The sequence below is a fragment of the Cellulosimicrobium sp. TH-20 genome, from assembly GCF_002105775.1.
Lineage (GTDB): Bacteria > Actinomycetota > Actinomycetes > Actinomycetales > Cellulomonadaceae > Cellulosimicrobium > Cellulosimicrobium funkei.
Genome location: NZ_CP020857.1, coordinates 1484863 through 1505823, shown reverse-complemented (window position 1 = coordinate 1505823; position 20961 = coordinate 1484863). Strand labels below are relative to the sequence as shown.

The 20961-nt window shown below is 74.9% G+C and carries 22 protein-coding genes; 4 read left to right on the top strand and 18 right to left on the bottom strand.

Annotation, left to right across the window (positions count from 1 at the left end; translation table 11 throughout):
- Positions 1–81: 81 nt before the first annotated feature.
- From B8281_RS06740 to B8281_RS06720, 5 genes are all read right to left on the bottom strand, one after another.
- The gene (locus tag B8281_RS06740) at positions 82–891 is read right to left on the bottom strand and encodes an ABC transporter permease (RefSeq protein ID WP_043654394.1); all 810 of its coding nucleotides are present in this window, start codon (positions 889–891) and stop codon (positions 82–84) included.
- Positions 888–1970: an ABC transporter ATP-binding protein gene (locus B8281_RS06735; RefSeq protein ID WP_085388647.1), complete on the bottom strand. Its 1083-nt coding sequence runs from the start codon at positions 1968–1970 to the stop codon at positions 888–890. Before B8281_RS06735 ends, B8281_RS06740 begins: the two co-directional genes overlap by 4 nt.
- An 88-nt stretch (positions 1971–2058) precedes the next feature.
- On the bottom strand, positions 2059–2850 hold the full coding sequence (locus tag B8281_RS06730; RefSeq protein ID WP_085387304.1) for a hypothetical protein: 792 nt from the start codon (positions 2848–2850) through the stop codon (positions 2059–2061).
- Complete coding sequence (locus tag B8281_RS06725) at positions 2847–3830, bottom strand: ATP-binding cassette domain-containing protein (RefSeq protein WP_085387303.1); 984 nt, start codon at positions 3828–3830, stop codon at positions 2847–2849. Before B8281_RS06725 ends, B8281_RS06730 begins: the two co-directional genes overlap by 4 nt.
- A 5-nt stretch (positions 3831–3835) precedes the next feature.
- Entirely contained in the window at positions 3836–4255 is a 420-nt protein-coding gene (locus B8281_RS06720; protein WP_031316974.1) for a GntR family transcriptional regulator, read from the bottom strand.
- Between the two features lie 191 nt (positions 4256–4446).
- Between B8281_RS06720 and B8281_RS06715 the strand changes: the two genes are divergently transcribed.
- Together B8281_RS06715 and B8281_RS06710 are read left to right on the top strand one after the other, a co-directional pair.
- Positions 4447–5139, top strand: a complete 693-nt coding sequence (locus B8281_RS06715) for a hypothetical protein (RefSeq protein ID WP_085387302.1) — start codon at positions 4447–4449, stop codon at positions 5137–5139.
- Positions 5140–5264: 125 nt separating this feature from the next.
- Positions 5265–5672 carry a VOC family protein gene (locus B8281_RS06710; protein WP_085387301.1) on the top strand — a complete coding sequence of 136 codons (408 nt, stop codon included), beginning with the start codon at positions 5265–5267 and terminating at the stop codon, positions 5670–5672.
- A 99-nt stretch (positions 5673–5771) separates the two neighbouring features.
- Here B8281_RS06710 and B8281_RS06705 read toward each other — a convergent pair whose 3' ends face one another.
- The 8 genes from B8281_RS06705 to B8281_RS06670 all read right to left on the bottom strand — a co-directional run bounded on the left by B8281_RS06705 (position 5772) and on the right by B8281_RS06670 (position 13337).
- On the bottom strand, positions 5772–6890 hold the full coding sequence (locus tag B8281_RS06705; protein WP_085387300.1) for an aspartate-semialdehyde dehydrogenase: 1119 nt from the start codon (positions 6888–6890) through the stop codon (positions 5772–5774).
- Between the two features lie 23 nt (positions 6891–6913).
- On the bottom strand, positions 6914–8251 hold the full coding sequence (locus B8281_RS06700; protein ID WP_043654409.1) for an aspartate kinase: 1338 nt from the start codon (positions 8249–8251) through the stop codon (positions 6914–6916).
- A gap of 138 nt (positions 8252–8389) precedes the next feature.
- Positions 8390–9184 carry a formate/nitrite transporter family protein gene (locus B8281_RS06695; RefSeq protein WP_034652057.1) on the bottom strand — a complete coding sequence of 265 codons (795 nt, stop codon included), beginning with the start codon at positions 9182–9184 and terminating at the stop codon, positions 8390–8392.
- A gap of 167 nt (positions 9185–9351) precedes the next feature.
- On the bottom strand, positions 9352–10116 hold the full coding sequence (locus B8281_RS06690) for an ABC transporter permease (protein WP_085387299.1): 765 nt from the start codon (positions 10114–10116) through the stop codon (positions 9352–9354).
- Positions 10113–10949: an ABC transporter ATP-binding protein gene (locus B8281_RS06685; RefSeq protein WP_085387298.1), complete on the bottom strand. Its 837-nt coding sequence runs from the start codon at positions 10947–10949 to the stop codon at positions 10113–10115. Before B8281_RS06685 ends, B8281_RS06690 begins: the two co-directional genes overlap by 4 nt.
- A gap of 31 nt (positions 10950–10980) precedes the next feature.
- Entirely contained in the window at positions 10981–11823 is an 843-nt protein-coding gene (locus tag B8281_RS06680) for a DUF4097 family beta strand repeat-containing protein (protein WP_043654371.1), read from the bottom strand.
- 73 nt (positions 11824–11896) lie between these two features.
- Positions 11897–12427 (bottom strand): histidine kinase, encoded by a 531-nt coding sequence (locus B8281_RS06675; RefSeq protein ID WP_085387297.1) that lies wholly within the window; start codon positions 12425–12427, stop codon positions 11897–11899.
- 94 nt (positions 12428–12521) lie between these two features.
- The gene (locus tag B8281_RS06670) at positions 12522–13337 is read right to left on the bottom strand and encodes a TSUP family transporter (protein WP_085387296.1); all 816 of its coding nucleotides are present in this window, start codon (positions 13335–13337) and stop codon (positions 12522–12524) included.
- A 114-nt stretch (positions 13338–13451) separates the two neighbouring features.
- On the opposite strand from B8281_RS06670, the gene B8281_RS06665 reads away from it, so the two are divergent.
- Both B8281_RS06665 and B8281_RS06660 read left to right on the top strand, forming a co-directional pair.
- Positions 13452–13817, top strand: a complete 366-nt coding sequence (locus B8281_RS06665; RefSeq protein WP_043659923.1) for a helix-turn-helix transcriptional regulator — start codon at positions 13452–13454, stop codon at positions 13815–13817.
- Entirely contained in the window at positions 13814–14368 is a 555-nt protein-coding gene (locus B8281_RS06660; protein ID WP_085387295.1) for an SRPBCC family protein, read from the top strand. The genes B8281_RS06665 and B8281_RS06660 overlap by 4 nt, the downstream gene beginning before the upstream one ends.
- A 33-nt stretch (positions 14369–14401) precedes the next feature.
- Here the strand turns inward: B8281_RS06660 and B8281_RS06655 are convergent, their stop codons facing one another.
- The 5 genes from B8281_RS06655 to B8281_RS06635 all read right to left on the bottom strand — a co-directional run bounded on the left by B8281_RS06655 (position 14402) and on the right by B8281_RS06635 (position 20797).
- The gene (locus B8281_RS06655) at positions 14402–14971 is read right to left on the bottom strand and encodes a DUF5063 domain-containing protein (RefSeq protein WP_085388646.1); all 570 of its coding nucleotides are present in this window, start codon (positions 14969–14971) and stop codon (positions 14402–14404) included.
- Between the two features lie 15 nt (positions 14972–14986).
- Positions 14987–15586, bottom strand: a complete 600-nt coding sequence (gene recR / locus B8281_RS06650; RefSeq protein WP_021483478.1) for a recombination mediator RecR — start codon at positions 15584–15586, stop codon at positions 14987–14989.
- A 121-nt stretch (positions 15587–15707) separates the two neighbouring features.
- Positions 15708–18851, bottom strand: coding sequence for a DNA polymerase III subunit gamma and tau (locus B8281_RS06645; protein ID WP_085388645.1), 3144 nt, complete (start codon positions 18849–18851; stop codon positions 15708–15710).
- A gap of 78 nt (positions 18852–18929) precedes the next feature.
- Positions 18930–19592, bottom strand: coding sequence for a methionine ABC transporter permease (locus B8281_RS06640; RefSeq protein ID WP_021483094.1), 663 nt, complete (start codon positions 19590–19592; stop codon positions 18930–18932).
- Entirely contained in the window at positions 19592–20797 is a 1206-nt protein-coding gene (locus tag B8281_RS06635) for a methionine ABC transporter ATP-binding protein (protein ID WP_167405764.1), read from the bottom strand. Before B8281_RS06635 ends, B8281_RS06640 begins: the two co-directional genes overlap by 1 nt.
- Positions 20798–20961 lie beyond the last annotated feature (164 nt).

The window sequence follows — 20961 nt, the reverse complement described above, 5'->3', positions numbered from 1 at the left end:
GCGGGGCCGGGCCGCCACCCGGACGAGGCCGAGCGGTGGCGCGGACGGGGCCGAGGGCCCGGCTCCGCGGTCGGTCCCGCCTCAGCTCCAGCGGAAGAGCCGGATGCCGAGCGGCAGGAGCACGGCCGTCCACACGACCATGACGACCACCTGCACCGTGGGGAAGCCCTCCTCGAACCACCCCGCCGTCATCGCCTGCGACGCGGCGCCGAGCGGCGTGAACCTGCCGACCTGCGCCACGGCCTCCGGCATCATCGGCCCCGGCGTCCACAGCCCGGAGAGGAACAGGAGCGGGAAGTAGATCAGCGTCCCGATCGCGGACGCCGTGCTCGCCTTGGGTGCGCGCGCCGCGACGAGGGTGCCGAGCGCGTACATCGACGCGACGCCGAGGACGAACGCCAGCACGACCGTCGCCGCGTTCTGCGGCGCCGGCAGGCCGAACACGAGCTGCCCGACGACGAGCGCGACGGCCGACGCGACCACGACGGCCACGAGGTTGATGACGAGGTGCGCGACGACGATCCCCTGCGGGCGCATGGGCGTCGTCGACAGCCGCCGCAGCAGGCCCTTCTCGCGGAACGTGGCGAAGTAGACCGGCATGGTCGTCAGGGCCGGGGTCGCGATCGCGGCGGCGAGCACCACGGGCGCGTAGAGCGCGACGGGCGTGAGCCCGCCCCACGGCGGGGGCGCGTCCTCGATCGGCACGCGCATCCCGGGGATGGCGAACCCGACCCCGACGAGCAGGACGGTCGGGAACACGAGCGCGAAGAACACCGTCCCCGGGTCGCGCAGCCAGAGCCGCGCCTCCGTGGCGAGCAGGACGCCGAACCCGCGCCAGCCGCTGCTGCGGCGGACGGGCACGGCGGACGGGGTCAGGGTCGTGGCGGTCATCGGGACTCCCCTCGGGTCGGCCGGGCGTCGGTCGCGTCCGAGACGTCGGTCGCGTCCGGGTCGTAGGTGCGGCCGGTCACGGCCACGAAGACGTCCTCGAGCGTGCGGGAGACGGTCCGGACGTCGTCGGGCACGACCTCCTGCTCGGCGAGCGCGAGCACGACGGCGGGCAGCACCCGCCGGGAGCCCGTGACCTCGATCTCGCGCCCGCCGCTCGGCGACGCCTCGACGCGCTCGACGTCCGCGAGCCCCGCGATCGTGTGCAGCGCGAGGTCGTGGTCCGCGGGCGGCACGCGCAGGCGCACGGTGCGCGACGTGTCGACGGAGTCGACGAGCTCCGCGGGCGTGCCCTGCGCGACGACCCGGCCGCGGTCGATGATGACGAGCCGGTCGCACAGGCGCTCCGCCTCGTCCATGAAGTGCGTGACGAGCAGGATCGTCACGCCGCGGTCGCGCACGCGCTCGACGAGCTCCCACGTCGCGCGGCGGGCCGCCGGGTCCAGCCCGGTGGTCAGCTCGTCGAGGATCGCGACGCGCGGGTTCCCCACGAGCGCGAGCGCGATCGACAGGCGCTGCTTCTGCCCGCCCGAGAGCTTGGCGAACGCGACGCGCCGGTGCGCGGCGAGGTCGAGCAGGTCGAGGAGCTCCTCCACGTCGCCGGGCGACGCGTAGAACGACGCGAAGAGCCGCATCGCCTCCTCGACCGTGATCTTCTCGTTGAGCGCGGCCTCCTGGAGCTGGACGCCGACGACGTCGCGCACCGCGGCGGGGTCGGCCTGCGGGTCGACGCCGAGCACGCGCACCGTGCCGCCGTCGGCCTGGCGCAGCCCGGCGAGGCACTCGACGGTCGTCGTCTTGCCGGCCCCGTTGGGCCCGAGGATGCCGAAGATCTCGCCCTGCCGGACGGTGAGGCTCACGTCCTCGACCGCGACGGTGCGCGTGCCGGAACCCTGCGGTCCCGGGTACGTCTTGCGCAGGTTCCGGATCTCGACGACCGGGGCGGGCCCGGCCGTGCGGCCGGTGGGCGGGGCGGGCGACGTCGCCGTCGTGCCGCCCGGGGGCGGTGCTGCGGTGCTCATGGTGACCTCCAGGAGGGTGTGCGGCACCCACGGACGGCGCCGTGCGCCGCCCGGACGGGTGGGGATGCGGTCGGGAGGGTGCTGCCGGTCAGGCGCTCGCGGTGCCCGCGAACTCGACCGGACGGATCGCGACGCCCCGCAGGACGACGCGCAGGAGCAGTGCGGCGAGCACGACCCCGGCGAGCCCGCCGAGCACGGCGAGCCAGACGGGGGTGCCGTCGAGACCGACGACGCGCGAGAGCGCGTGGCCGAAGAACCCGGAGCGGAGGAACACCTCGCTCACCACGACGGTCGCGAGCGACGCGACGACGAGGAGCACGCCGCGCAGGAACCCGAAGCCGTAGAAGCCCGCGGCGACGACCATGCCCGCGAGGTAGTAGACGACGCAGAACGTGCCCTCGACGAGGATCATGAGCCCGACCTCGGACCCGTCCGCGTAGAGCTGCGTGAGGTCCTGCTCCGTCGGCCAGCCGGCCCGGCGGAACAGCGCCCACTCCGCCCACCGCACGAGCGCGGTCGCGATCCCGAACGTGAGCCCGGAGACGGCGGCGCCGATCCACAGCCCGTGCGTGTACGACCGCCGCGTGCCGCCGGCGGCGACGTGCAGCGCGATCGACATGAGCGGCAGGAGGATGCCCATGACGAAGAGGAAGAATTTTGCCGAGCCCGCGACGCCGCCCACGCCCTCGATGCTCACGTCGTCGTTGCGCAGCATGATCCACAGGACGAGGGCCCCGATGGCGAGCGCGATGAGCCAGAACCACACGCCGACGTACCAGGTACCGCCGATGAAGTACCAGGCGACGGCGCGGACGCCGCGCCGGTGGGCGGCCTTCTCGAGCGCGCGGCGCTCCGCGGCGCGCGGGGTCGTGGCGGTCATCGTGCCTCCTGAGTGCGGGTGCGGGCGAGCGCGCCGTCCTCGGTGCGGTCGTTGCGCGTGAGGTGGACGAACAGGTCCTGGACGGGCACCGCCCCGACCTCGAGCCCGGCCGCGGCGGCCGCGGCCCGCTCGTCGGGGGCGAACGCGCCGAAGAGGGTGACCTGGGCCGTGCTGCCCAGCCGCTGCCGGGCGAGCACCTCCCGGCCCGCGGTGTGGCGCTCGACCACGTCCGCCGGCCCGGTGAGGCTGACGCCGCGCGCGCGGACGTCGTCGGCGTTCTCGGCGAGCAGGACCCGCCCGCGGTCGATGATCACGACGTCCTCGAAGAGCCGCTCGACCTCGGCGATCAGGTGGCTCGAGAGCAGGATCGTGCGCGGGTGCTCGGCGTAGTCCGCGACGAGCGCGTCGTAGAACGCGTAGCGGCTCGGGGCGTCCATGCCGAGGTAGACCTCGTCGAAGATCGTCAGGGGCGCGCGGGCGGCGAGCCCGACGACCGCGCCGAGCGCCGAGCGCTTGCCGCGCGAGAGCTCGTTCGGCTTCTTGCGGACGTCCACCTCGAACGTGTCGAGGAGGCGCCCGGCGAGGTCGGCGTCCCAGTGCGGGCGCACGTCGGCGTAGTACTCGAGCGTGTCGCGCGCCTTGTCGGACTCCCCCACGTCGCCGCTCTCGCGCACGAGCTGGGTGTGCATCGTCGCCCAGACGTTCTCGAACGGGTCCTCGAGCTCGCCGTCCAGGCCGACGCGGACCGTGCCCGACGTCGGGCGCCGGAACGCGGCGAGCAGGGCGGCGAGCGTCGTCTTGCCGGCGCCGTTGCGGCCCAGGAGGCCGGTGATGACGCCGGGCCGGATCGTCAGGGTCGCGCCGTCGAGCGCGGGGTCGTCGCCGCGGGAGTACCGCACGACGACGTCGCGCACCTCGGCGCCGAAGGGCGCGGTCGCGGCGGGGAGGTCGGTGGGGTGGCTGGTGGGCCGGGCGGTCACGGGTCTCACCTCGGGGTGGGGTCGGTGTCGGGGCCGGTACGGGGTGCGTCGCCGGTCCCGGGACCGGCGGGCCGCGGGCGGCCGAGGACGTGCTCGACGATCTCGGCGGCCGGGATGTCCAGGAGGTCCGCCTGCGCCAGCGCGGGGTCGAGGACCTCGTCGAAGAACCGCGCGCGGTGCTCGGCGAGCAGCCGTTCGCGCGCGCCGGGTGCGACGAACATGCCGAGCCCGCGCCGCTTGTAGAGGACGCCCTCGTCGACGAGGCCGGCGAACGCCTTGGCTGCCGTCGCCGGGTTGATCCGGAACGTCGTCGCGAACTGCGTCGTGGACATGACCTGCTCCTCCTCCGCGAGCTCCCCCGCGAGCACCTGCGCACGGATCATCTGCGCGATCTGGAGGTAGATGGGTTCAGGTCCGTCGAACATGGGTCCCATCCTCTCCCGCCTCGCGCGTTCTGTGGTTCATTACTTGAGTAATGAACCACAGATGGGCTGCCCGGCGCAACCCCTCGTCCGGACGCGCGGCGACCGACGCCGGGCGGAACGATGGGGGATGTCAGTGGCAGGGCCGGTGCCGGTCGGGCCCGTCCGGCGGACCGCGAGGCGGAGGAGGCGGGGTGGGCGGAGCGTGCGAGCTCGCGGGCGGGACGCCCTGGGCCGAGCCGCTGAGCACGTGGACGAGCCTCGCGTTCGTCCTGGCCGGCGCGGCCGTCGTGGTGGCGGCGCGGCGGTCCGGAACCAGGACGCACCCAGCCCCGGGCGTGGCCGACGCCGTGGGTGCGGCGTCGCGCCTGCGCGTGGCCTTCGGGGTGCTGGTCGCCCTCATCGGGGTGGGCTCCGTGGTGCAGCACGGGCCGTCGCCGTCGTGGAACCCCGTCGCGCACGACCCGCCGCTGCTCGGCGCGCTCGCGCTCGTCGCCGCCGACGCCGTCGCGGACCTCACCGGGCGTCGCCTGCGGACGTGGTGGTGGCTCGCGCCGACCCTGCTCGGGGTCGTGCTCGCGACTTTCCCGGTGCCGGCGTCCACCGCCGCCCAGGTGGTCGCGGCGGGCGTCGCCGTGGCCGCGAGCGCCGCGCGCGCGTGGCGACGGCCCGCCGTCCGACGCCGTACGGTCGTCGCGCTCGTGCTGCTCGCCGTCGGCGGCACCGTGGGGACCCTGACCCGACCGGGCTGGCCGCTGTGCGACGCCGACGGCGCGCTCGGCCTCGCGCTCCCGGGGCACGCCGTCTGGCACGTGCTCGCCGCCACGGCCCTGTGGGTGCTCGCACCGACGCTCGGGACCCGCCCCGCGCCCGCACGCTCGCCCTGACCCGCTCCCTTCACCCGCCCCGGGCGGTACCCACGGCGGACCGGCGGTGGGACGCTGGGAGGATCCGGCGTCCGCGGCGGGCCCCGCCCTCCGGCCGCCGGCGGTCCCGAAGGAGTGAGGCAACGATGGTCACCATCAGGCGCGGGTTCTCCAGCTTCTCGGCGGACGACCTCGACGCGGCGCGCGCGTTCTACGGGGACACCCTCGGGCTCCCCGTCACGGCACTCGACGGCGGGAACGGTCTGGTGCTCCACCTCGGCGGCGGCTCGGACGTGTTCGTCTACCCGAAGGAGGACCATCGGCCGGCCGCCTTCACGGTCATGCACCTCACCGTCGACGACGTGGACCAGGTCGTCGACGAGCTCACCGCGAAGGGCGTGACGTTCGAGCGCTACGAAGGGTTCGACCAGGACGAGAAGGGGATCGCACGCGGCTTCATGGAGGGCGGCGACGGCGCCTGGTTCACCGACCCGGCCGGCAACATCGTGGGCCTCGCGGACGGGGACGACATGGCCCGGCTCGTCGAGGGCTGAGCGCACCCCGCTGACACCCCCTGCTCGCGAGGTAGAGCCCTGGTCACGACCAGGGCTCTACCTCGGCGGACCAGGGCTCTACCTCGCGGGACCGGGGCTCTACCTCGCGAGGGCGGGGGCGAACGCGGCGCGGACGCCGTCCAGGTCCTGCGCGACGAGCTCGGCGAGCTGCACCGCGTTGAGCGCGGCGCCCTTGCGGAGGTTGTCGTTCGAGACGAACAGCACGAGGCCGCGTCCGCCGGGGACGGACTGGTCGGTGCGGACGCGACCGACGAACGACGGGTCCTTGCCGGCCGCCTCCAGCGGGTTCGGGACGTCCGCGAGCGCGACGCCGGGAGCAGCAGCGAGGATCTCGCGTGCTCGGTCGGGCGTGATCGGGGCGCCGAACTCGGCGTGGATCGCGAGCGAGTGCCCGGTGAACACGGGGACGCGCACGCACGTGCCCGCGACGGCGAGCTCGGGCAGCCCGAGGATCTTGCGGGACTCGTTGCGGAGCTTCTTCTCCTCGTCCGTCTCCTCCTGCCCGTCGTCGACGATCGACCCGGCGAGCGGGACGACGTTGAACGCGACGTTGCGCGGGAAGACGGTGGGCTCGGGGAGGGCGACCGCGCCGCCGTCGTGCACGAGCCCGACGAGCCCGGCACCCGTGCCCTCGGCCGCCGCGCCCGCGACGGCCTGGGCGCGCAGCTCCTCCGCGCCGGCGAGCCCGGCCCCGGAGACGGCCTGGTACGTCGCGACGACCAGGCGCTCCAGCCCGGCCTCGTCCGCGAGCGGCTTGAGGACGGGCATCGCGGCCATCGTCGTGCAGTTGGGGTTGGCGATGATGCCCTTGCGCGCCTCGCGCAGCGCGCCCGGGTTCACCTCCGAGACGACGAGCGGGACGTCGGGGTCCATGCGCCACGCGGAGGAGTTGTCGATGACGACGGCGCCCGCGGCGGCGAACCGCTCGGCCTGCGCCTTCGACGTCGCGCCGCCCGCGGAGAAGAGCGCGACGTCGATCCCGCGCAGGTCCTCGGTCGAGGTCGCGGCGACGTCCTCCACGACGACGTCGGTCCCGCGCCACGGGAGCGTCGACCCGGCGGAGCGCGCCGACGCGAAGTAGCGGACGCTCGCGACGGGCAGGTCGCGCTCCTCGAGGAGGCGGCGCATGACCGCGCCGACCTGGCCGGTCGCGCCGACGACGGCGAGGTGTAGACCGGGGGTGCTCTGGGTGCTCATGGTGGGTCCTCTCCTGCGTCGGGTCAGCGGCCGGTGCCGGCGTAGACGACGGCCTCGCCGTCGGCGGCGTCGAGCTCGAAGGCGGTGTGCACGGCGCGCACCGCGTCGTCGAGCGAGTCCTCGCGCGTGACGACGGAGATGCGGATCTCCGAGGTGGAGATCATCTCGATGTTGATGCCCGCGTCGCGCAGCGCGCCGAACAGCTTCGCGGAGACGCCGGGGTGCGACTTCATGCCCGCGCCGACGAGCGAGAGCTTGCCGATCTGGTCGTCGAACTGGAGCGAGTCGAACCCGATCTCGGCCTGCAGCGCCGAGAGGGCGGACATCGCGGCCGGGCCGTCGCCCTCGGGCAGGGAGAACGAGATGTCGGTGAGGCCCGTGCGGGCCGCCGACACGTTCTGCACGATCATGTCGATGTTCACGCCCGAGCCCGCGACGACCTCGAAGATCCGCGCGGCCGTGCCCGGGACGTCGGGCACGCCGACGACGGTGATCTTGGCCTCGCTGCGGTCGTGCGCGACGCCGGAGATGATCGGGTCTTCCATGACGGTCTCCTCGGGAAGGTCTGCGGTGCTGCCGGCGGTGCCGGCCGGGGAGGCGGCGCTCGCGCCGGGGCGCGCGGTGTACGCGTCCGCGCTGACGAAGGTGCCGTCCTTGCCGCTGAAGGACGAGCGCACGTGGATGGGGACGCCGTACCGGCGGCCGTACTCGACGCAGCGCAGCGCGAGGACCTTCGCGCCGCTCGCCGCCATCTCGAGCATCTCCTCGTACGTGATGCGGTCGATCTTGCGCGCGGACGGCACGATGCGCGGGTCGGCCGTGAACACGCCGTCCACGTCGGTGTAGATCTCGCACACGTCGGCGTCGAGACCGGCCGCGAGCGCGACGGCGGTCGTGTCCGACCCGCCGCGACCGAGCGTCGTCACGTCGTTCGTCGACTGCGTCACGCCCTGGAACCCCGCGACGATCGCGACCTGGCCGCGGTCGAGGGTCTCGCGCACGCGCGTCGGGACGACGTCGACGATGCGCGCCTTGCCGTGCACCGCGTCGGTGATGAGACCGGCCTGCTGCCCGGTGAACGACTTCGCCTTCACGCCGAGGCTGGTGATCGCCATCGCGAGCAGCGACATCGAGATGCGCTCGCCCGCGGTGAGGAGGATGTCCATCTCGCGCTGCGGAGGGAGGGGGCTGACCTGCTGGGCGAGGTCGATGAGCTCGTCGGTCGTGTCGCCCATCGCCGAGACCACGACGACGACGTCGTTCCCGGCCCGCTTCGCCTCGGCGATGCGCTTGGCCACCCGCTTGATGCTCTCGGCGTCCGAGACGGACGAACCGCCGTACTTCTGCACGACAAGTGCCACGTGCTGCTCCATCTGTCGCCGGCCTCCGTCTCTCTCAACGGCCCGCCGGGTGCTTGTGGGTCGGTCGATGATAGGCACGCGTCCCACGCCCCGGCCAAGCCCGTCCCGCCCTGCGGACCGTGACGACCGACGCCGGGGTCACACCTCCGGCAGCACGCGCGCCCGCGGACCGGCCACGACGACGTACGCCAGCCCGACGACGACGGCCCCGCCGACGAGGTTGCCGAGGCCCACCCAGGTGAGGTTGCGGCCGAAGTCGGCCCACGTCGTCGGGCCGAGGTCGCCGAAGAGCCCGAGGGAGAACGTCGTCATGTTGGCGACGACGTGCTCGAACCCGGACGCGATGAACGCGAGGATCCCCCAGAACAGGATGACCGCCTTGCCCGCCTCCGAGCGCAGGCGCCCGCAGGCCCAGATCGCGGCGCACACGAGGACGTTGCACAGCACGCCGCGGAAGAACAGCTCTCCCCCGGTCTCGTGCGCCTTGGCCCGCAGCATCGAGGCGACCATCTCGCCCGCGGCCGCGTTCGAGCGCAGCACCCCCGCCTGCGTGACGGCCCAGGCGAAGAGCATCGACCCGGCCAGGTTGCCGACGAGGCACAGGCCCAGCGTGGCGACGGCGTCGCGCACCCGGACGGCGCGCGTGGCGACGCCCTGGGTGAGGACCATCATCGCGGACGTGGCGAGCTCGGCCCCGGCGAAGACGACGAGGGTGAGGGCCGCGGCGAACACGCCGCCGGCGACGAGCCGCTCGCCCGGCGCCCCGGCGGCGAGGAACGGGCCCGCCGTCGCGACCATGAGCACGACGCCGACGCCGATGTACGCGCCCGCGAGCATCGCCGCGACGAGGTAGCGCCCGGGGCGTCTGGCGAGGAGCACCTTCTCCCGGGCCGCCTCCGACTGGGTGGTCACCGCCTGGGCGAGGGTCTGCACGCCCTCGATCCTCGCGGCCGGGCGGCGTCCCGGACAGGGCCGGTGGTCGCGACGGGGCGGGACCGAAGGTCCGCCCGCCGGCTCCGGGCCGCACGGTGCGGGAACGCCCGAGGGGCCGCGCGCGGTCTCCCGCTCGCGGCCCCTCGGGCGTCGGTCCCGGTCGGTCGTCAGCCGACGCGGCGCCGGTAGATCGCCGTCGCCCACGCATAGGCAAGGACGAGGATGCCGACGAGCCACGCGAGCGCGACCCAGATGTCGCTCCCGACGGGCTGGCCGGCGAAGAGGGACCGCAGGGTGTCGACGATCGCGGTGACGGGCTGGTTCTCGGCGAACCACGCGACCGGCCCCGGCATGCTGTCCGTCGGGACGAACGCCGAGCTGACGAACGGCAGGAAGATCAGCGGGTAGCTGAAGGCCGACGCGCCGTCGACCGTCTTGGCCGAGAGCCCGGCGACGACCGCGAGCCAGGTCAGCGCGAGGACGAACAGGACGAGGATGCCGAGCACGGCCAGCCACGATCCCACCGACGCGCTCGTGCGGAACCCCAGGAGGAGCGCGACCCCGACGACGAGCGTCACGGAGACGAGGTTGGCCACGAGCGAGGTGAGCACGTGCGCCCACAGGACGCTGGACCGGGCGACGGGCATCGACCGGAAGCGCTCGACGATGCCGCCCTGCAGGTCCAGGAACAGCCGGTAGGACGTGTACGCGACGCCCGACGCGACGGTGATGAGCAGGATGCCGGGCAGCAGGTAGTCGACGTACGACCCGCCGCTCCCGGTGTCGATCGCGCCCCCGAGCACGTAGACGAACAGGAGCATGAGCGCGATCGGGGTCACGGCGGTCGTGATGATCGTGTCGGGGCTGCGCAGCACGTGGCGCAGCGAGCGGCCCGTGAGGGCTCGGGTGTCGGCCAGGGCGTGGGTGGTCATCGGGCTTCCTCTCCTGCCGGGCGGGCGCCGTCGACGCTCGTCCGGTCCGCGGTGGGGGCGCTGTCGCCGGCGTCGCCGACGAGCGCGAGGAACACGTCCTCGAGGGAGGGCTGCTTCTCGACGTACTCGACGGTCGCCGGGGGCAGCAGGGCCTTGAGCTCGGCCAGGGTGCCGTTCTGGATGATCGTCCCGCGGTGCAGGATCGCGATCCGGTCGGCGAGCTGCTCGGCCTCGTCGAGGTACTGGGTGGTGAGCAGCACCGTGGTGCCGCCCCGGGCCAGCTCGCGCACCGTGGCCCAGACCTCGTTGCGGGCCTGCGGGTCGAGGCCCGTCGTCGGCTCGTCGAGGAAGATGACGGACGGGTCGCCGACGAGGCTCATGGCGATGTCCAGCCGGCGCCGCATCCCGCCCGAGTAGGTCCCGGCGCGGCGGGCCCCGGCGTCGGTGAGGGCGAACCGGGCGAGCAGGTCGTCCGCGACGCGGCCCGGGTCGGCCAGGTGCCGCAGGCGGGCGACGAGCACCAGATTCTCCCGCCCGGTGAGCACCTCGTCGACCGCGGCGAACTGCCCCGTCAGCGAGATGGACTCGCGCACCTGCCCGGGCTGGGCGACGACGTCGTGCCCGTCGACGGCCGCGGTCCCCGCGTCCGGCGCGAGCAGGGTGGACAGGATCCGCACGAGCGTCGTCTTGCCCGCACCGTTGGACCCGAGCAGCGCGACGATGCTCCCGCGCGCCACCTCGAGGTCGACACCGCGCAGCACGCGCAGGTCGCCGTACGACTTCTCGATGCCTCGCACCCGGACGGCCGGGGCGAGGGTCTGGTCAGCAGACATCTGCGGATCTCCGATCCTGAGGTTGGTGGGTTCAGGGCCGGCGGACGACGACGTCGCCGAACCCGGTGCTGGCGTGGATCTCCGCGGTGGCCTCGTCCTCGACGGGGCCCTCCGTGGGCGTGAGGTGGTTGCGCACGCTGCCGTGCTCGGAGCTCGCGTCGAGGAACGCGGCGGTGCCCTCGGGCACGCCCACCTCGATCGAGCCGTACGACGTCGCGAGGGTGACGCTCCCGGAGTCCAGGCGCTCGACCCGGATGCCGGCGTGCGCGGACTTGGCCGTGAGCGTGCCGCTCACGCGCGCCACCGCGATGTCGCCGTGCGCGCCGTGCACGGCGAGCGAGCCGGTGACGGCGCCGACCGTCGTCGTGCCGTTGGTCGCCTTGATGGTGCCCTCGCCACGGACCTCCTCGACGCGGACCGACCCGGCGCTGACGCGGGCGTCCAGCGAGCCCCGCACGCGGCGCGCCGCCACGGAGCCCGCCGAGGCCTTGACGTCGAGCCGGTCGACGTCCTCGACGCGGGCGTCCCCGGCGGAGAGCGCCATCTCGACGGTGCCGAGCCTGCCCTCGGCGTAGAGCGAGCCCGCCTTGCCGCGCACGTCGGAGCCCGCGGGCAGCTCGACGGTGATGTCGGCGGTGCCGGACGCGAACGGCAGCACGTACTGCTTCCACGACCCGGGGTAGGAGATCGTCAGGGCGCTGCCGTCGCCGTCGACGCGGACCGCCTCGGCGGCGCGGACGCTGCCGGACTTCGCGGGGTCGGTCGGCAGGACCGTGACGACGACGTCGTCGCGGTCCCCGGCGACCACGTGCAGCTGGGCGAACGGCACGTCGACGACGACGGGCAGGGGCTGAGGGGCAGGAAAAGTGGGCATGACGAAGCTCCAGGAGTGGTGTCGTGGTGGTGTCAGGTGCGGTCGGAGGAGGCGGGGGCGGGGACCGTGGGGGTCAGCGCACCCAGCCGGTGACGCGGGCGGAGCCGCGTTGCTGCGGGCGGGCCTGCGCGGCGGGGCGCCCGGTGGACTGCTCGAGCGCCGCGGCGACCGCGCGCACGAGCCACGTGTTGACGGAGACGCCGTCGCGCGCGGCGGCGGTCTCGGCCTGCGTCTTGAGGTGGTCGGGCAGGCGCAGGGTCGTGCGGGTCGTGGCCCCCGCCTCGACGTCGGCCGCCGCGGGGCCGGCCGGCGCGGTCGGGGCGCTCGCCGGGACGAGCGCCTCGGGCGGGGCGGGCGCGACGGCGGGGACGGCGACCACGAACTCGGGGGCACCGCCGCGCAGCCGCACGTCCACCGACCCGGGGGCGAGCTCCGCGGAGATCTCCCCCGCCGCGGCGGAGAGCGCGTCGAGGAGGACGAGGCGCACGGCCGCGTCCAGCGGAGCGGTCAGGCGCTCGGCGAGCCGACGGCCGTCGTCACCGGCGGCGTCCGCGGCAGCGGCGAGGCGGTCCTGGAGGTCGTCGACGTACGGGGTGAGGTCCATGACGCCATCATGGCACCACTCGTGGTGTCACCGCAACCCCTTGATGACAACACGTTGACACCACGGATGACACCGGCCGCGATGCGCCGAGATCTCAGGCCGTGAAGTCGTGGACGACGTCGTACCCGAGCTTGACGATGAGCGCGCCGACGACGACCACGAACACCACGCGCACGAACGCGCTGCCCTTGGCGACCGCCATCCGGGCGCCCACGTACGCCCCGAGCAGGTTGGCCGCGCCCATGACGAGGCCCAGCCCCCACAGCACCGCGCCGTACGGCACGAAGAAGATCAGCGCGCCGGCGTTCGTGGCGAAGTTCGCGATCTTCGCGAGCGCCGACGCCGGCAGGAACGCGTACCCGAGGATGCTCACGAGCGCGATGACGAAGAACGTCCCCGTGCCCGGGCCGAGCAGGCCGTCGTAGGTGCCGATGACGAGGCCGATCCCGGCCGCGGCCCAGCGGTGGCCGTTGCCCTCCCAGCGCAGGTTCGTCGTGTGCCCGAGCTTCGGCTTCGCGATCGTGTAGGCCGCGACGCCGACGAGCACCACGAGGATGATCGGCTTGAACAGGTCGGCCGGGATGCGCGACGCGAGCGCCGCTCCCCCGACGGCGCCCACGAGCGCCGCGAGCGCCATGGGCCCCGCGGTGCGCAGGTCCGGCCCGACGCGCCGGTAGTACGTCGCGGCGCTCACCGACGTCCCCATGATGCTCGCGAGCTTGTTCGTCGCGAGCGCCTGGACGGGGCTGATGCCCGGGACCAGGAGGAGCGCCGGGAGCTGGACGAGCCCGCCCCCGCCCACGACGGCGTCGATCCACCCCGCCGTGAGCGCGGCGAGGACGAGCAGGAGGACGGTCACGCCGTCGATCTCGAGCCCGCCGGAGACCGGGAGGGAGAGGGCGGGAAGCACCCCCCAGTGGTACCACGCCCACGGGGCGCGCCCGGGCCGGGTCCACGTCCGGTTCGCGGCACGGAGGACGCCACGACCCTTCCCTATGCGTAACCGTGCGGTTACGCTTGACGGATGGACGTATTCGAGGCCGTCGCCGACGACGTGCGCCGCGACCTGCTCCGCGCGCTGCGGGCGGGGTCGCTCAGCGCGGGCGACCTCGCGCGCGTGCGCGACGACGTCTCCCGCCCGGCCGTGAGCCGCCACCTGCGCGTGCTGCGCGAGGCGGGGCTCGTGGAGGCCGTCGTCGCGGGACGCCGTCGCGTCTACTCGCTGCGGCCCGCCGCGCTCGACCCCCTCGCCGCGTTCGTCGCGGCGCTCACCAGACCCGCCCCGCCCGTCCCGGCGCGGGCGCTCGACGGCCTCGACCTCGAGGTCCGCCGCACGACCCGAGAACGTCGTGCCGAGCGCGGCACGACCCGGCACGAGGAGAGCGCATGAGCGACCCGACGACCCCATCGGCAGCGCCCGTCCCGCCAGCACCCGGTCTGCCGACACCCGGCGGGACGGTGGAGCGCGGCCCCGCGGGCGACGAGCTCGTCGTCACGCGGACGTTCCGCGCGCCGGCCGACGACGTGTGGGCGAGCCTCACGGAGCCCGGCCGGCTCGCGCGGTGGATCGGCTACTGGGAGGGCGACCCCGCGACCGGCCGCGTCGAGTTCTTCATGACGGCCGAGAGCGACGACCCCGATCCCGAGGAGTACCGCATCACCCGGTGCGAGCCGCCGCACCGCTTCGCCGGGGTGACGTCCTCGGGCGACCAGACGTGGCACCTGTCCTTCGAGCTCACCGAGCAGGACGGCGTCACGACGCTGACCTTCCGCCAGCTCCTCGGCCCCGGCGACGACGCGCGGAACGTGGGGCCCGGGTGGGAGTACTACCTCGACCGGCTCGTCGCCGTGCGCGAGGGGCGCGACGCCGCCACCGTGCCGTGGGAGCCGTACCTCGCCGGGCTGGCGGACCACTACGGCCGGGCGGCCGGCGCCGTCTGACCGCGGGACGCCCGCGGCGCCGGGACCGACGGCTCAAGACTGAAGGGCGTCGTACTCCGCCTCGGTCGCGACGTCGTCCTCGACGTCGAGACGCAGGTGCGCGAGCGCGAGCTGCAGGACGCGCAGCGCGCTCGCGGCGCGCTCCCCCCACAGTGAGACGTAGGAGAACTGCCACCACCACAGGCCCTCGAGCTCACGGCCGCCGTCGTAGTGCTGCAGGCCCTTCGCGAGGCACTCGGCCACGCACGCCAGGTCGCCCGAGAGCGACGCCGCGCCGACCTCGGCACCGACGAGCGGGTCGGTGATCTCGGCGTAGTCGTCGAACCCGTCGAAGAGCCGCGCGAGCGCCGTCCGCAGCGGGTCCACGTCCGTGTCGCGGCCGGCGTCGGGCTCGAAGCGCTCCACCGGTACGACGTCGCCCACGGCCCCCAGGCGGGCGCCCGCGGCGAGCGCGTCGGACAGCGCGAGGAGCAGGAGCGGCAGCACCGCGCCGGGGGCCGCGCCGGACGCGACCTGCGTCGTCGTGGTGAGGTAGGCGCGGGCCTGCTCCGCCATGCCCTCGGCGATGTCCCGCAGGTCGGGGTCGTTGTGGATCTCCCCCATGCTCGTCACCTCCCGTCAGCCGCCGACGAGGCGGCGGCCCTCGAACGCCCGGCCGAGCGTCACCTCGTCCGCGTACTCCAAGTCTCCACCGACCGGGAGGCCCGACGCGAGGCGGGTCACGCGCAGGCCCATGGGGCCGAGCATGCGCGCGAGGTAGGTCGCGGTGGCCTCGCCCTCGACGTTCGGGTCGGTCGCGAGGATCACCTCGGTCACCTGACCGTCCGCGAGCCGGCTCATGAGCTCCGCGATCCGCAGGTCGCCCGGCCCGACGTTCTCGATCGGGTTGATGGCGCCGCCGAGCACGTGGTACCGGCCGCGGAACTCGCGCGTGCGCTCGATCGCGACGACATCCTTGGGCTCCTCGACGACGCAGATCACCTCGGGCGAGCGGCGCGGGTCCGCGCAGATGCGGCACTGCTCCGACTCCGCGACGTTGCCGCACGTCTCGCAGAAGCGGACGCGCGCCTTGACCTCGGTGAGCGCGTCGGCGAGCCGGCGCACGTCCACCGCGTCGGCGGCGAGCAGGTGGAACGCGATGCGCTGCGCGCTCTTGGGCCCGACGCCGGGGAGTCGGCCGAGCTCGTCGATCAGGTCCTGGACAGCGCCTTCGTACACACCCCCAGCCTACGGGGCGCGGCCCACACGGCGGACCCGGCCCGCCGCCGTCGCGGCCGGGGCCGCCGATCGTCGCCGGGTCGCAGACCTCCCCGGCCACCAGGCCCTGTCTCGGGGGGCGTCAGCCCTGGTCCTGGATCTCCTCGATGATCTTGCCGTCGAGCAGGCTCACCACGAGCGCGGTCCCGACGAGGCCTGTCGAGACGATGTCGGGGTCGTCGGCGGACGGGAGGTCGTCCATGGGGTCGGCCGTGGACGGTTCGCCCCGCCGGGCGGGTTCCTCGGCGGGCCGCGGGACGCGGGCCGCCGCGATCGCCGCGCGCGCGGCGGAGACGCCGCGCAGCGGTGCGGCCGACGTGCCTGCGGACGCCGGTGCGGCGGGGGCCGCCGCGCGGGCGGGCGCCCCCTGCGGCGAGGCCGCGGGCGACGCGGCGGGCGGCCGTCCCGGCGCCGTCGGCGCGGGGGCGGCGGACGGCGCAGTGCGGGCGGGGGCCTGCGTGGGGGTCGGGGTGGTCGGCGGGGCCGGTTCGAGCACGGGCTCCGGCTCGGGGCCGTCGTCGAGGTCGGCGGGCGGCTCCGCGGGCAGCCCCGCGAGCCACGCCTCGTCCGCGCTGTCCACGCGCGGCTCTGGCGCCGGTGCGGACGCCGGGACAGACGCCCCGGCGAGCCACGCCTCGTCGGCGGCGTCCACCACGGTCGAGCGGGCCGGCGGCGCGGCAGGTGCGATCTCGGTGCTCGGTCGCTCCTGGAGCGCGACGGCGGCGCGCGGGGTCTCGTGCGCCTCCGCGGCCTCGTCCGCCGGGCGGGAGGCGCTCGCGGAGCGGGCGGCGCCGGGCGCGCTCGGCGCCGCGACGGTCGCGACCGGCACTCCTGGCTGCGCGCCGCCCGAGCCGTGGAGTGCGGCAGCCCCGGCGCTCGCCGAGGCGGACCCCGCGGGGCCGGACGCGGCGGGAGCCGCTGCCGTCGGGGCGCTCGCCGCCGGGCCGGACGACGTGGCGACGGGCGACGCAGGGCCCGACGGCGCGGGGCCGGCGGACGGCACGGGCGAGACCGGTGCAGGGCCGGACGACGGTGCCGAGCCGCCGCCCGCCTGGCCACCCTCGTCGAGGCGCGGCTCGACGCGGACCTGGAGCCCGAGCGTCTGGTAGACGACGTCCTGGACCGCGCTCGTGTGCCGGGACGACGAGAACGTGCGGGCCAGCCCGGGCGACGGGAAGGCGAGGTAGAGCACGTCGGCACCGAGCTCCGCGACCTGCGCGTTGGCGCTCACCAGCGACCACGTCACGGGGCTCGCGCGCAGGTTCTCGAGGACCTCCGGCCAGCGTCGCCGCAGCTCCTCCGTCGTCAGGGCAGGGCTCACGCCACCCGCCGCCGGAGCAGACGACGCAGCCGCCTCCTGCCGGGGAGCCGCCTCGCGCGGCGTCGACGGCCGCGGGGTCTCCTCGCGCGGCGCCTCCTCGCGGGACGTCTCGTGGCGCGAGGCCTCGTGGTGCGGTGCCTCGGGGGCGTGGGAGGGAGCGTCCGCCGAGGCAGCAGAGGCAGCGGTCTCGCGGGCGCGGTCGTCCGGGGCGTCGGACTCCGCGACGGACGTCGTGCCGGACACGGCGCCCGACGTCGCGTCGGACGCGGTGCGGGGCGGAGCGCTCGCCGCACCGGACACGGGACCGGTCCGCTCGGGGGCGGACGCCTCGGCGGGCGCGGTCTCCTCGCCCGGCGCGGACGAGTCCGTGGGAGCGGACGACCCGACGGCCGACCCGGCGCCGTCGGCCGCGCGCGACGCGGCAGCAGGTGATGCGGCAGAGGGTGATGCGGCGGCAGGAGACGCGGAGGCGTCGCCGGACGGGCGCTCCTGCTCCGGCGCGGCGGGAGCCGCGACGTGCCCGACCGGCGTCGGGTCCTGCGCGGCCGGCGCGCTTGCAGGTGCCGCGGCGGGCTGGCCCGGTCGCGCGGGCCGGAGCGCCGCGCGGACGGCAGCGGCACCGGTGAGGCCCGAGGAGGGCGCGCCGGCCGGAGCAGCAGCCGGGGCCGTCGCGGTGGCCGTGGCGCCGTCGCCCGGGGCGGGCGTCCCCGTGGCCGGCGGGACCACGACGTTGCCCAGGCCCCCGCGCTCGAGCCGGTCGAGGCGCGCCGCGAACCCAGCCGCGCCGTCGTCCGCCCCGGGCAGGAGCAGGCGGGCCATGAGGAGCTCGAGGTGCAGGCGGGGCGACGTCGCGCCCGTCATCTCGGTGAGCGCGGCGTTAACGAGGTCGGCGGCCCGGGACAGCTCGGCCACCCCGAGGTGCTGCGCCTGCGTGCGCATGCGCTCGAGCTGGTCGGCGGGCTGGTCGCGCAGGACGGCCTGCGCCTCGTCGCCCGAGACCGCGATGACGATGAGGTCGCGCAGGCGCTCGAGCACGTCCTCGACGAAGCGCCGCGGCTCGTGCCCCGTCGCGATGACGTGGTCCACCACCCGGAAGATGCTCGCGCCGTCGCGCGCGGCGAGCGCGTCCACGACGTCGTCGAGCAGGGTCGCGTGCGTGAAGCCGAGGAGCGCGACCGCGCGCTCGTACTCGACGGCGCCGTCCTCGGCACCCGCGATGAGCTGGTCCATGACGGACAGCGAGTCGCGGACCGAGCCGCCGCCCGCGCGCGTGACGAGCGGGACCACGCCGCTGCCGATCGACACGCCCTCGGCCGCGCACAGCTCCTCGAGGTAGGGGCCGAGCACGTCCGGCGGGACGAGGCGGAAGGGGTAGTGGTGCGTGCGCGAGCGGATGGTGCCGATGACTTTGTCCGGCTCCGTCGTCGCGAACACGAACTTCACGTGCTCCGGCGGCTCCTCGACGAGCTTGAGCAGGGCGTTGAAGCCCTGCGGCGTCACCATGTGCGCCTCGTCGAGGATGAAGATCTTGTACCGGTCGCGCGCGGGGGCGAACGCGGCGCGCTCGCGCAGCTCGCGCGCGTCGTCCACGCCGTTGTGCGACGCCGCGTCGATCTCGACCACGTCGAGGCTGCCCGGGCCGCCGCGCGCGAGCTCGACGCACGACGGGCACTGCCCGCACGGCGTGTCGAGCGGGCTCTCGGGGGTGTTGCGCTCGCAGTTGAGCGTGCGCGCGAGGATGCGCGCGCTCGTCGTCTTGCCGCACCCCCGGGGCCCGGAGAACAGGTAGGCGTGGTTCACCCGACCGCTGCGCAACGCCTGCATGAGCGGTGCGGTCACGTGGTCCTGACCGATCACCTCGGCGAAGGTCTCGGGCCGGTAGCGGCGGTACAGGGCGGTGCTCACCCCGGTCACTCTAGACGTCGCGACCCACACGCACGAGGTCGCTCCGCCGTCGGTCCCGCCGGTCCCGGCCCGGCCACCTCAGCGGTGCAGCGCCTTGCGCGCGAGCCAGTTGCCCAGCAGCTGCGCGACCTGCACGATCGCGATGATGACGAGCACCGTCACGACCACGACCCCCCAGTTGTAGCGCTGGTAGCCGTAGACGATCGCGAAGTTCCCCAGCCCACCGCCGCCGATGATGCCGGCGATCGCCGACATGTCGAGCACCGCGATGAAGAGGAACGTGTAGCCGAGGATGAGCGGCGCGAGCGCCTCGGGCACGAGCACCGTCGTGATGATGCGCCACGACGACGCGCCCATGGCGCGCGCCGCCTCGATCACGCCCGGGTCGATGCCCACGAGGTTCTGCTCGACGATGCGGCTCGTGCCGAACGCCGTCATCACCGACAGCGGGAAGATGAACGCCTCCGTGCCGAGCGTCGTCCCGACCACCTGGAGCGTCACCGGCCCGAGCAGCGTGACGAAGATGATGAACGGGATCGGCCGCACGATGTTGACGAGCACGTTGAGCACGCCGAACACCCAGCGGTTGGCGAGCAGGTTGCCGCGCCGCGTCACGTAGAGCGCGATGCCGAGCGCGAGGCCCGCGACGCCGCCCGTGAGCAGGGCGACGGACACCATCTGGAGCGTCTGGCCGAACGACTCGACGAGGATCGGCCACAGCTGGGACCAGTCGCGGTTCATCAGCGGCCTCCGAGGTTGCCGTGGCGGAAGAGGGTGTCGCGGGCGAGACCGTACGGGTCGCCCGGGTCGTCGTCGGGGTCGGGGGCGTCCTCGTCGGCCGGAGCCGCGGCGAGGCGCGCGACGCGCGGGTCGTCGAGCGGGTGCTCCGCCGTCCCGAGGTCGACGACGTCGGCGCGCTCGCCCAGCGCGAGGAGGAACGGCGCGATGCGGTCCTCGGGCGCGTCGAGCTCGACGGTGAGCGACCCGAACGGCCGCTCCCCCACCTCGGAGATGCCGCCGTAGACGACGGACCCGTCGACGTCGTGCTCGCGCAGCAGGCGGAACAGGTCCGTCCCGGTGCTCGCGCCCTCTCGCACGCCGACCGTCACGAGGCGGCCCGGGTGGCGCTCGCGCAGGCGGGCGAGCGTCTCGCGCGACGGCCGGTCGTGCAGCGCGGTGCCGACGAACCGCTGCGCGGCGTCGGCGCGCGGCGCGGAGAAGACGTCGTACACGTCGCCCGTCTCGACGACCCGCCCGTGCTCCATCACGGCGACGCGGTGGCACGTCGAGCGCACGACCTCCATCTCGTGCGTGATGACGACGATGGTGATGCCGAGCTCGGCGTTGACGCGCCGCAGGAGCGCGAGGACCTCGCGCGTCGTCTCGGGGTCGAGCGCGGAGGTCGCCTCGTCGGCGAGGAGGATCGTGGGCTGCGCCGCGAGCGCGCGGGCGATCCCGACGCGCTGCTTCTGCCCGCCCGAGAGCTGGCGCGGGTACGCCTTCGCCTTGTCGGCGAGCCCGACGAACGCGAGAAGCTCCGCGACGCGCGCCGCGCGCTTCTCGCGCGACCAGCCCGCCACCTTGAGCGGGTAGGCCACGTTCCCCGCGACGGTGCGCGACGAGAGCAGGTTGAACTGCTGGAACACCATCCCGATGCGCGAGCGCACCTCGCGCACGCGGCGCTCGGACAGGCCCGTGATGACCTGCCCGTCGACGACGACCTCGCCGCTCGTCACCGTCTCCAGCGCGTTGACGAGCCGCACGAGCGTCGACTTCCCGGCGCCGGAGTAGCCGATGACGCCGAAGATCTCGCCGCGGCGGATGGACAGCGAGACGTCGTCGACCGCGTGCACGGCACCGTCGCCCTCGCCGAAGGTCTTGCTCACGTGGCGCAGCTCGATCGCGGGCTGCTCGTCACCACCCGGGTCGCGGGGGACGTCGGTCACGTCGGAATCCTCTCGTCGGAGGCCGGGCCGCAGGGCCGGCCGCCTGGCGCGGTCGGGCGCCCGCCGTCGGGCGAGCCGTCCGCCTGCCATCGTCTCTCCCCGGCACGACGGCGCGCGAGGGCGGGCGCGTCGTGCGCGCCCGCCCTCCCGTCGCCCGGGACGTG

Excerpts from the sequence above, each read along its gene's own strand:
- B8281_RS06740 (WP_043654394.1), bottom strand. The coding sequence starts at position 891 with ATGACCGCCACGACCCTGACCCCGTCCGCCGTGCCCGTCCGCCGCAGC.
- B8281_RS06735 (WP_085388647.1), bottom strand. The coding sequence starts at position 1,970 with ATGAGCACCGCAGCACCGCCCCCGGGCGGCACGACGGCGACGTCGCCC.
- B8281_RS06730 (WP_085387304.1), bottom strand. The coding sequence starts at position 2,850 with ATGACCGCCACGACCCCGCGCGCCGCGGAGCGCCGCGCGCTCGAGAAG.
- B8281_RS06720 (WP_031316974.1), bottom strand. The coding sequence starts at position 4,255 with ATGTTCGACGGACCTGAACCCATCTACCTCCAGATCGCGCAGATGATC.
- B8281_RS06710 (WP_085387301.1), top strand. The coding sequence starts at position 5,265 with ATGGTCACCATCAGGCGCGGGTTCTCCAGCTTCTCGGCGGACGACCTC.
- B8281_RS06705 (WP_085387300.1), bottom strand. The coding sequence starts at position 6,890 with ATGAGCACCCAGAGCACCCCCGGTCTACACCTCGCCGTCGTCGGCGCG.
- B8281_RS06690 (WP_085387299.1), bottom strand. The coding sequence starts at position 10,116 with ATGACCACCCACGCCCTGGCCGACACCCGAGCCCTCACGGGCCGCTCG.
- B8281_RS06685 (WP_085387298.1), bottom strand. The coding sequence starts at position 10,949 with ATGTCTGCTGACCAGACCCTCGCCCCGGCCGTCCGGGTGCGAGGCATC.
- B8281_RS06680 (WP_043654371.1), bottom strand. The coding sequence starts at position 11,823 with ATGCCCACTTTTCCTGCCCCTCAGCCCCTGCCCGTCGTCGTCGACGTG.
- B8281_RS06675 (WP_085387297.1), bottom strand. The coding sequence starts at position 12,427 with ATGGACCTCACCCCGTACGTCGACGACCTCCAGGACCGCCTCGCCGCT.
- B8281_RS06665 (WP_043659923.1), top strand. The coding sequence starts at position 13,452 with ATGGACGTATTCGAGGCCGTCGCCGACGACGTGCGCCGCGACCTGCTC.
- B8281_RS06660 (WP_085387295.1), top strand. The coding sequence starts at position 13,814 with ATGAGCGACCCGACGACCCCATCGGCAGCGCCCGTCCCGCCAGCACCC.
- B8281_RS06655 (WP_085388646.1), bottom strand. The coding sequence starts at position 14,971 with ATGGGGGAGATCCACAACGACCCCGACCTGCGGGACATCGCCGAGGGC.
- B8281_RS06640 (WP_021483094.1), bottom strand. The coding sequence starts at position 19,592 with ATGAACCGCGACTGGTCCCAGCTGTGGCCGATCCTCGTCGAGTCGTTC.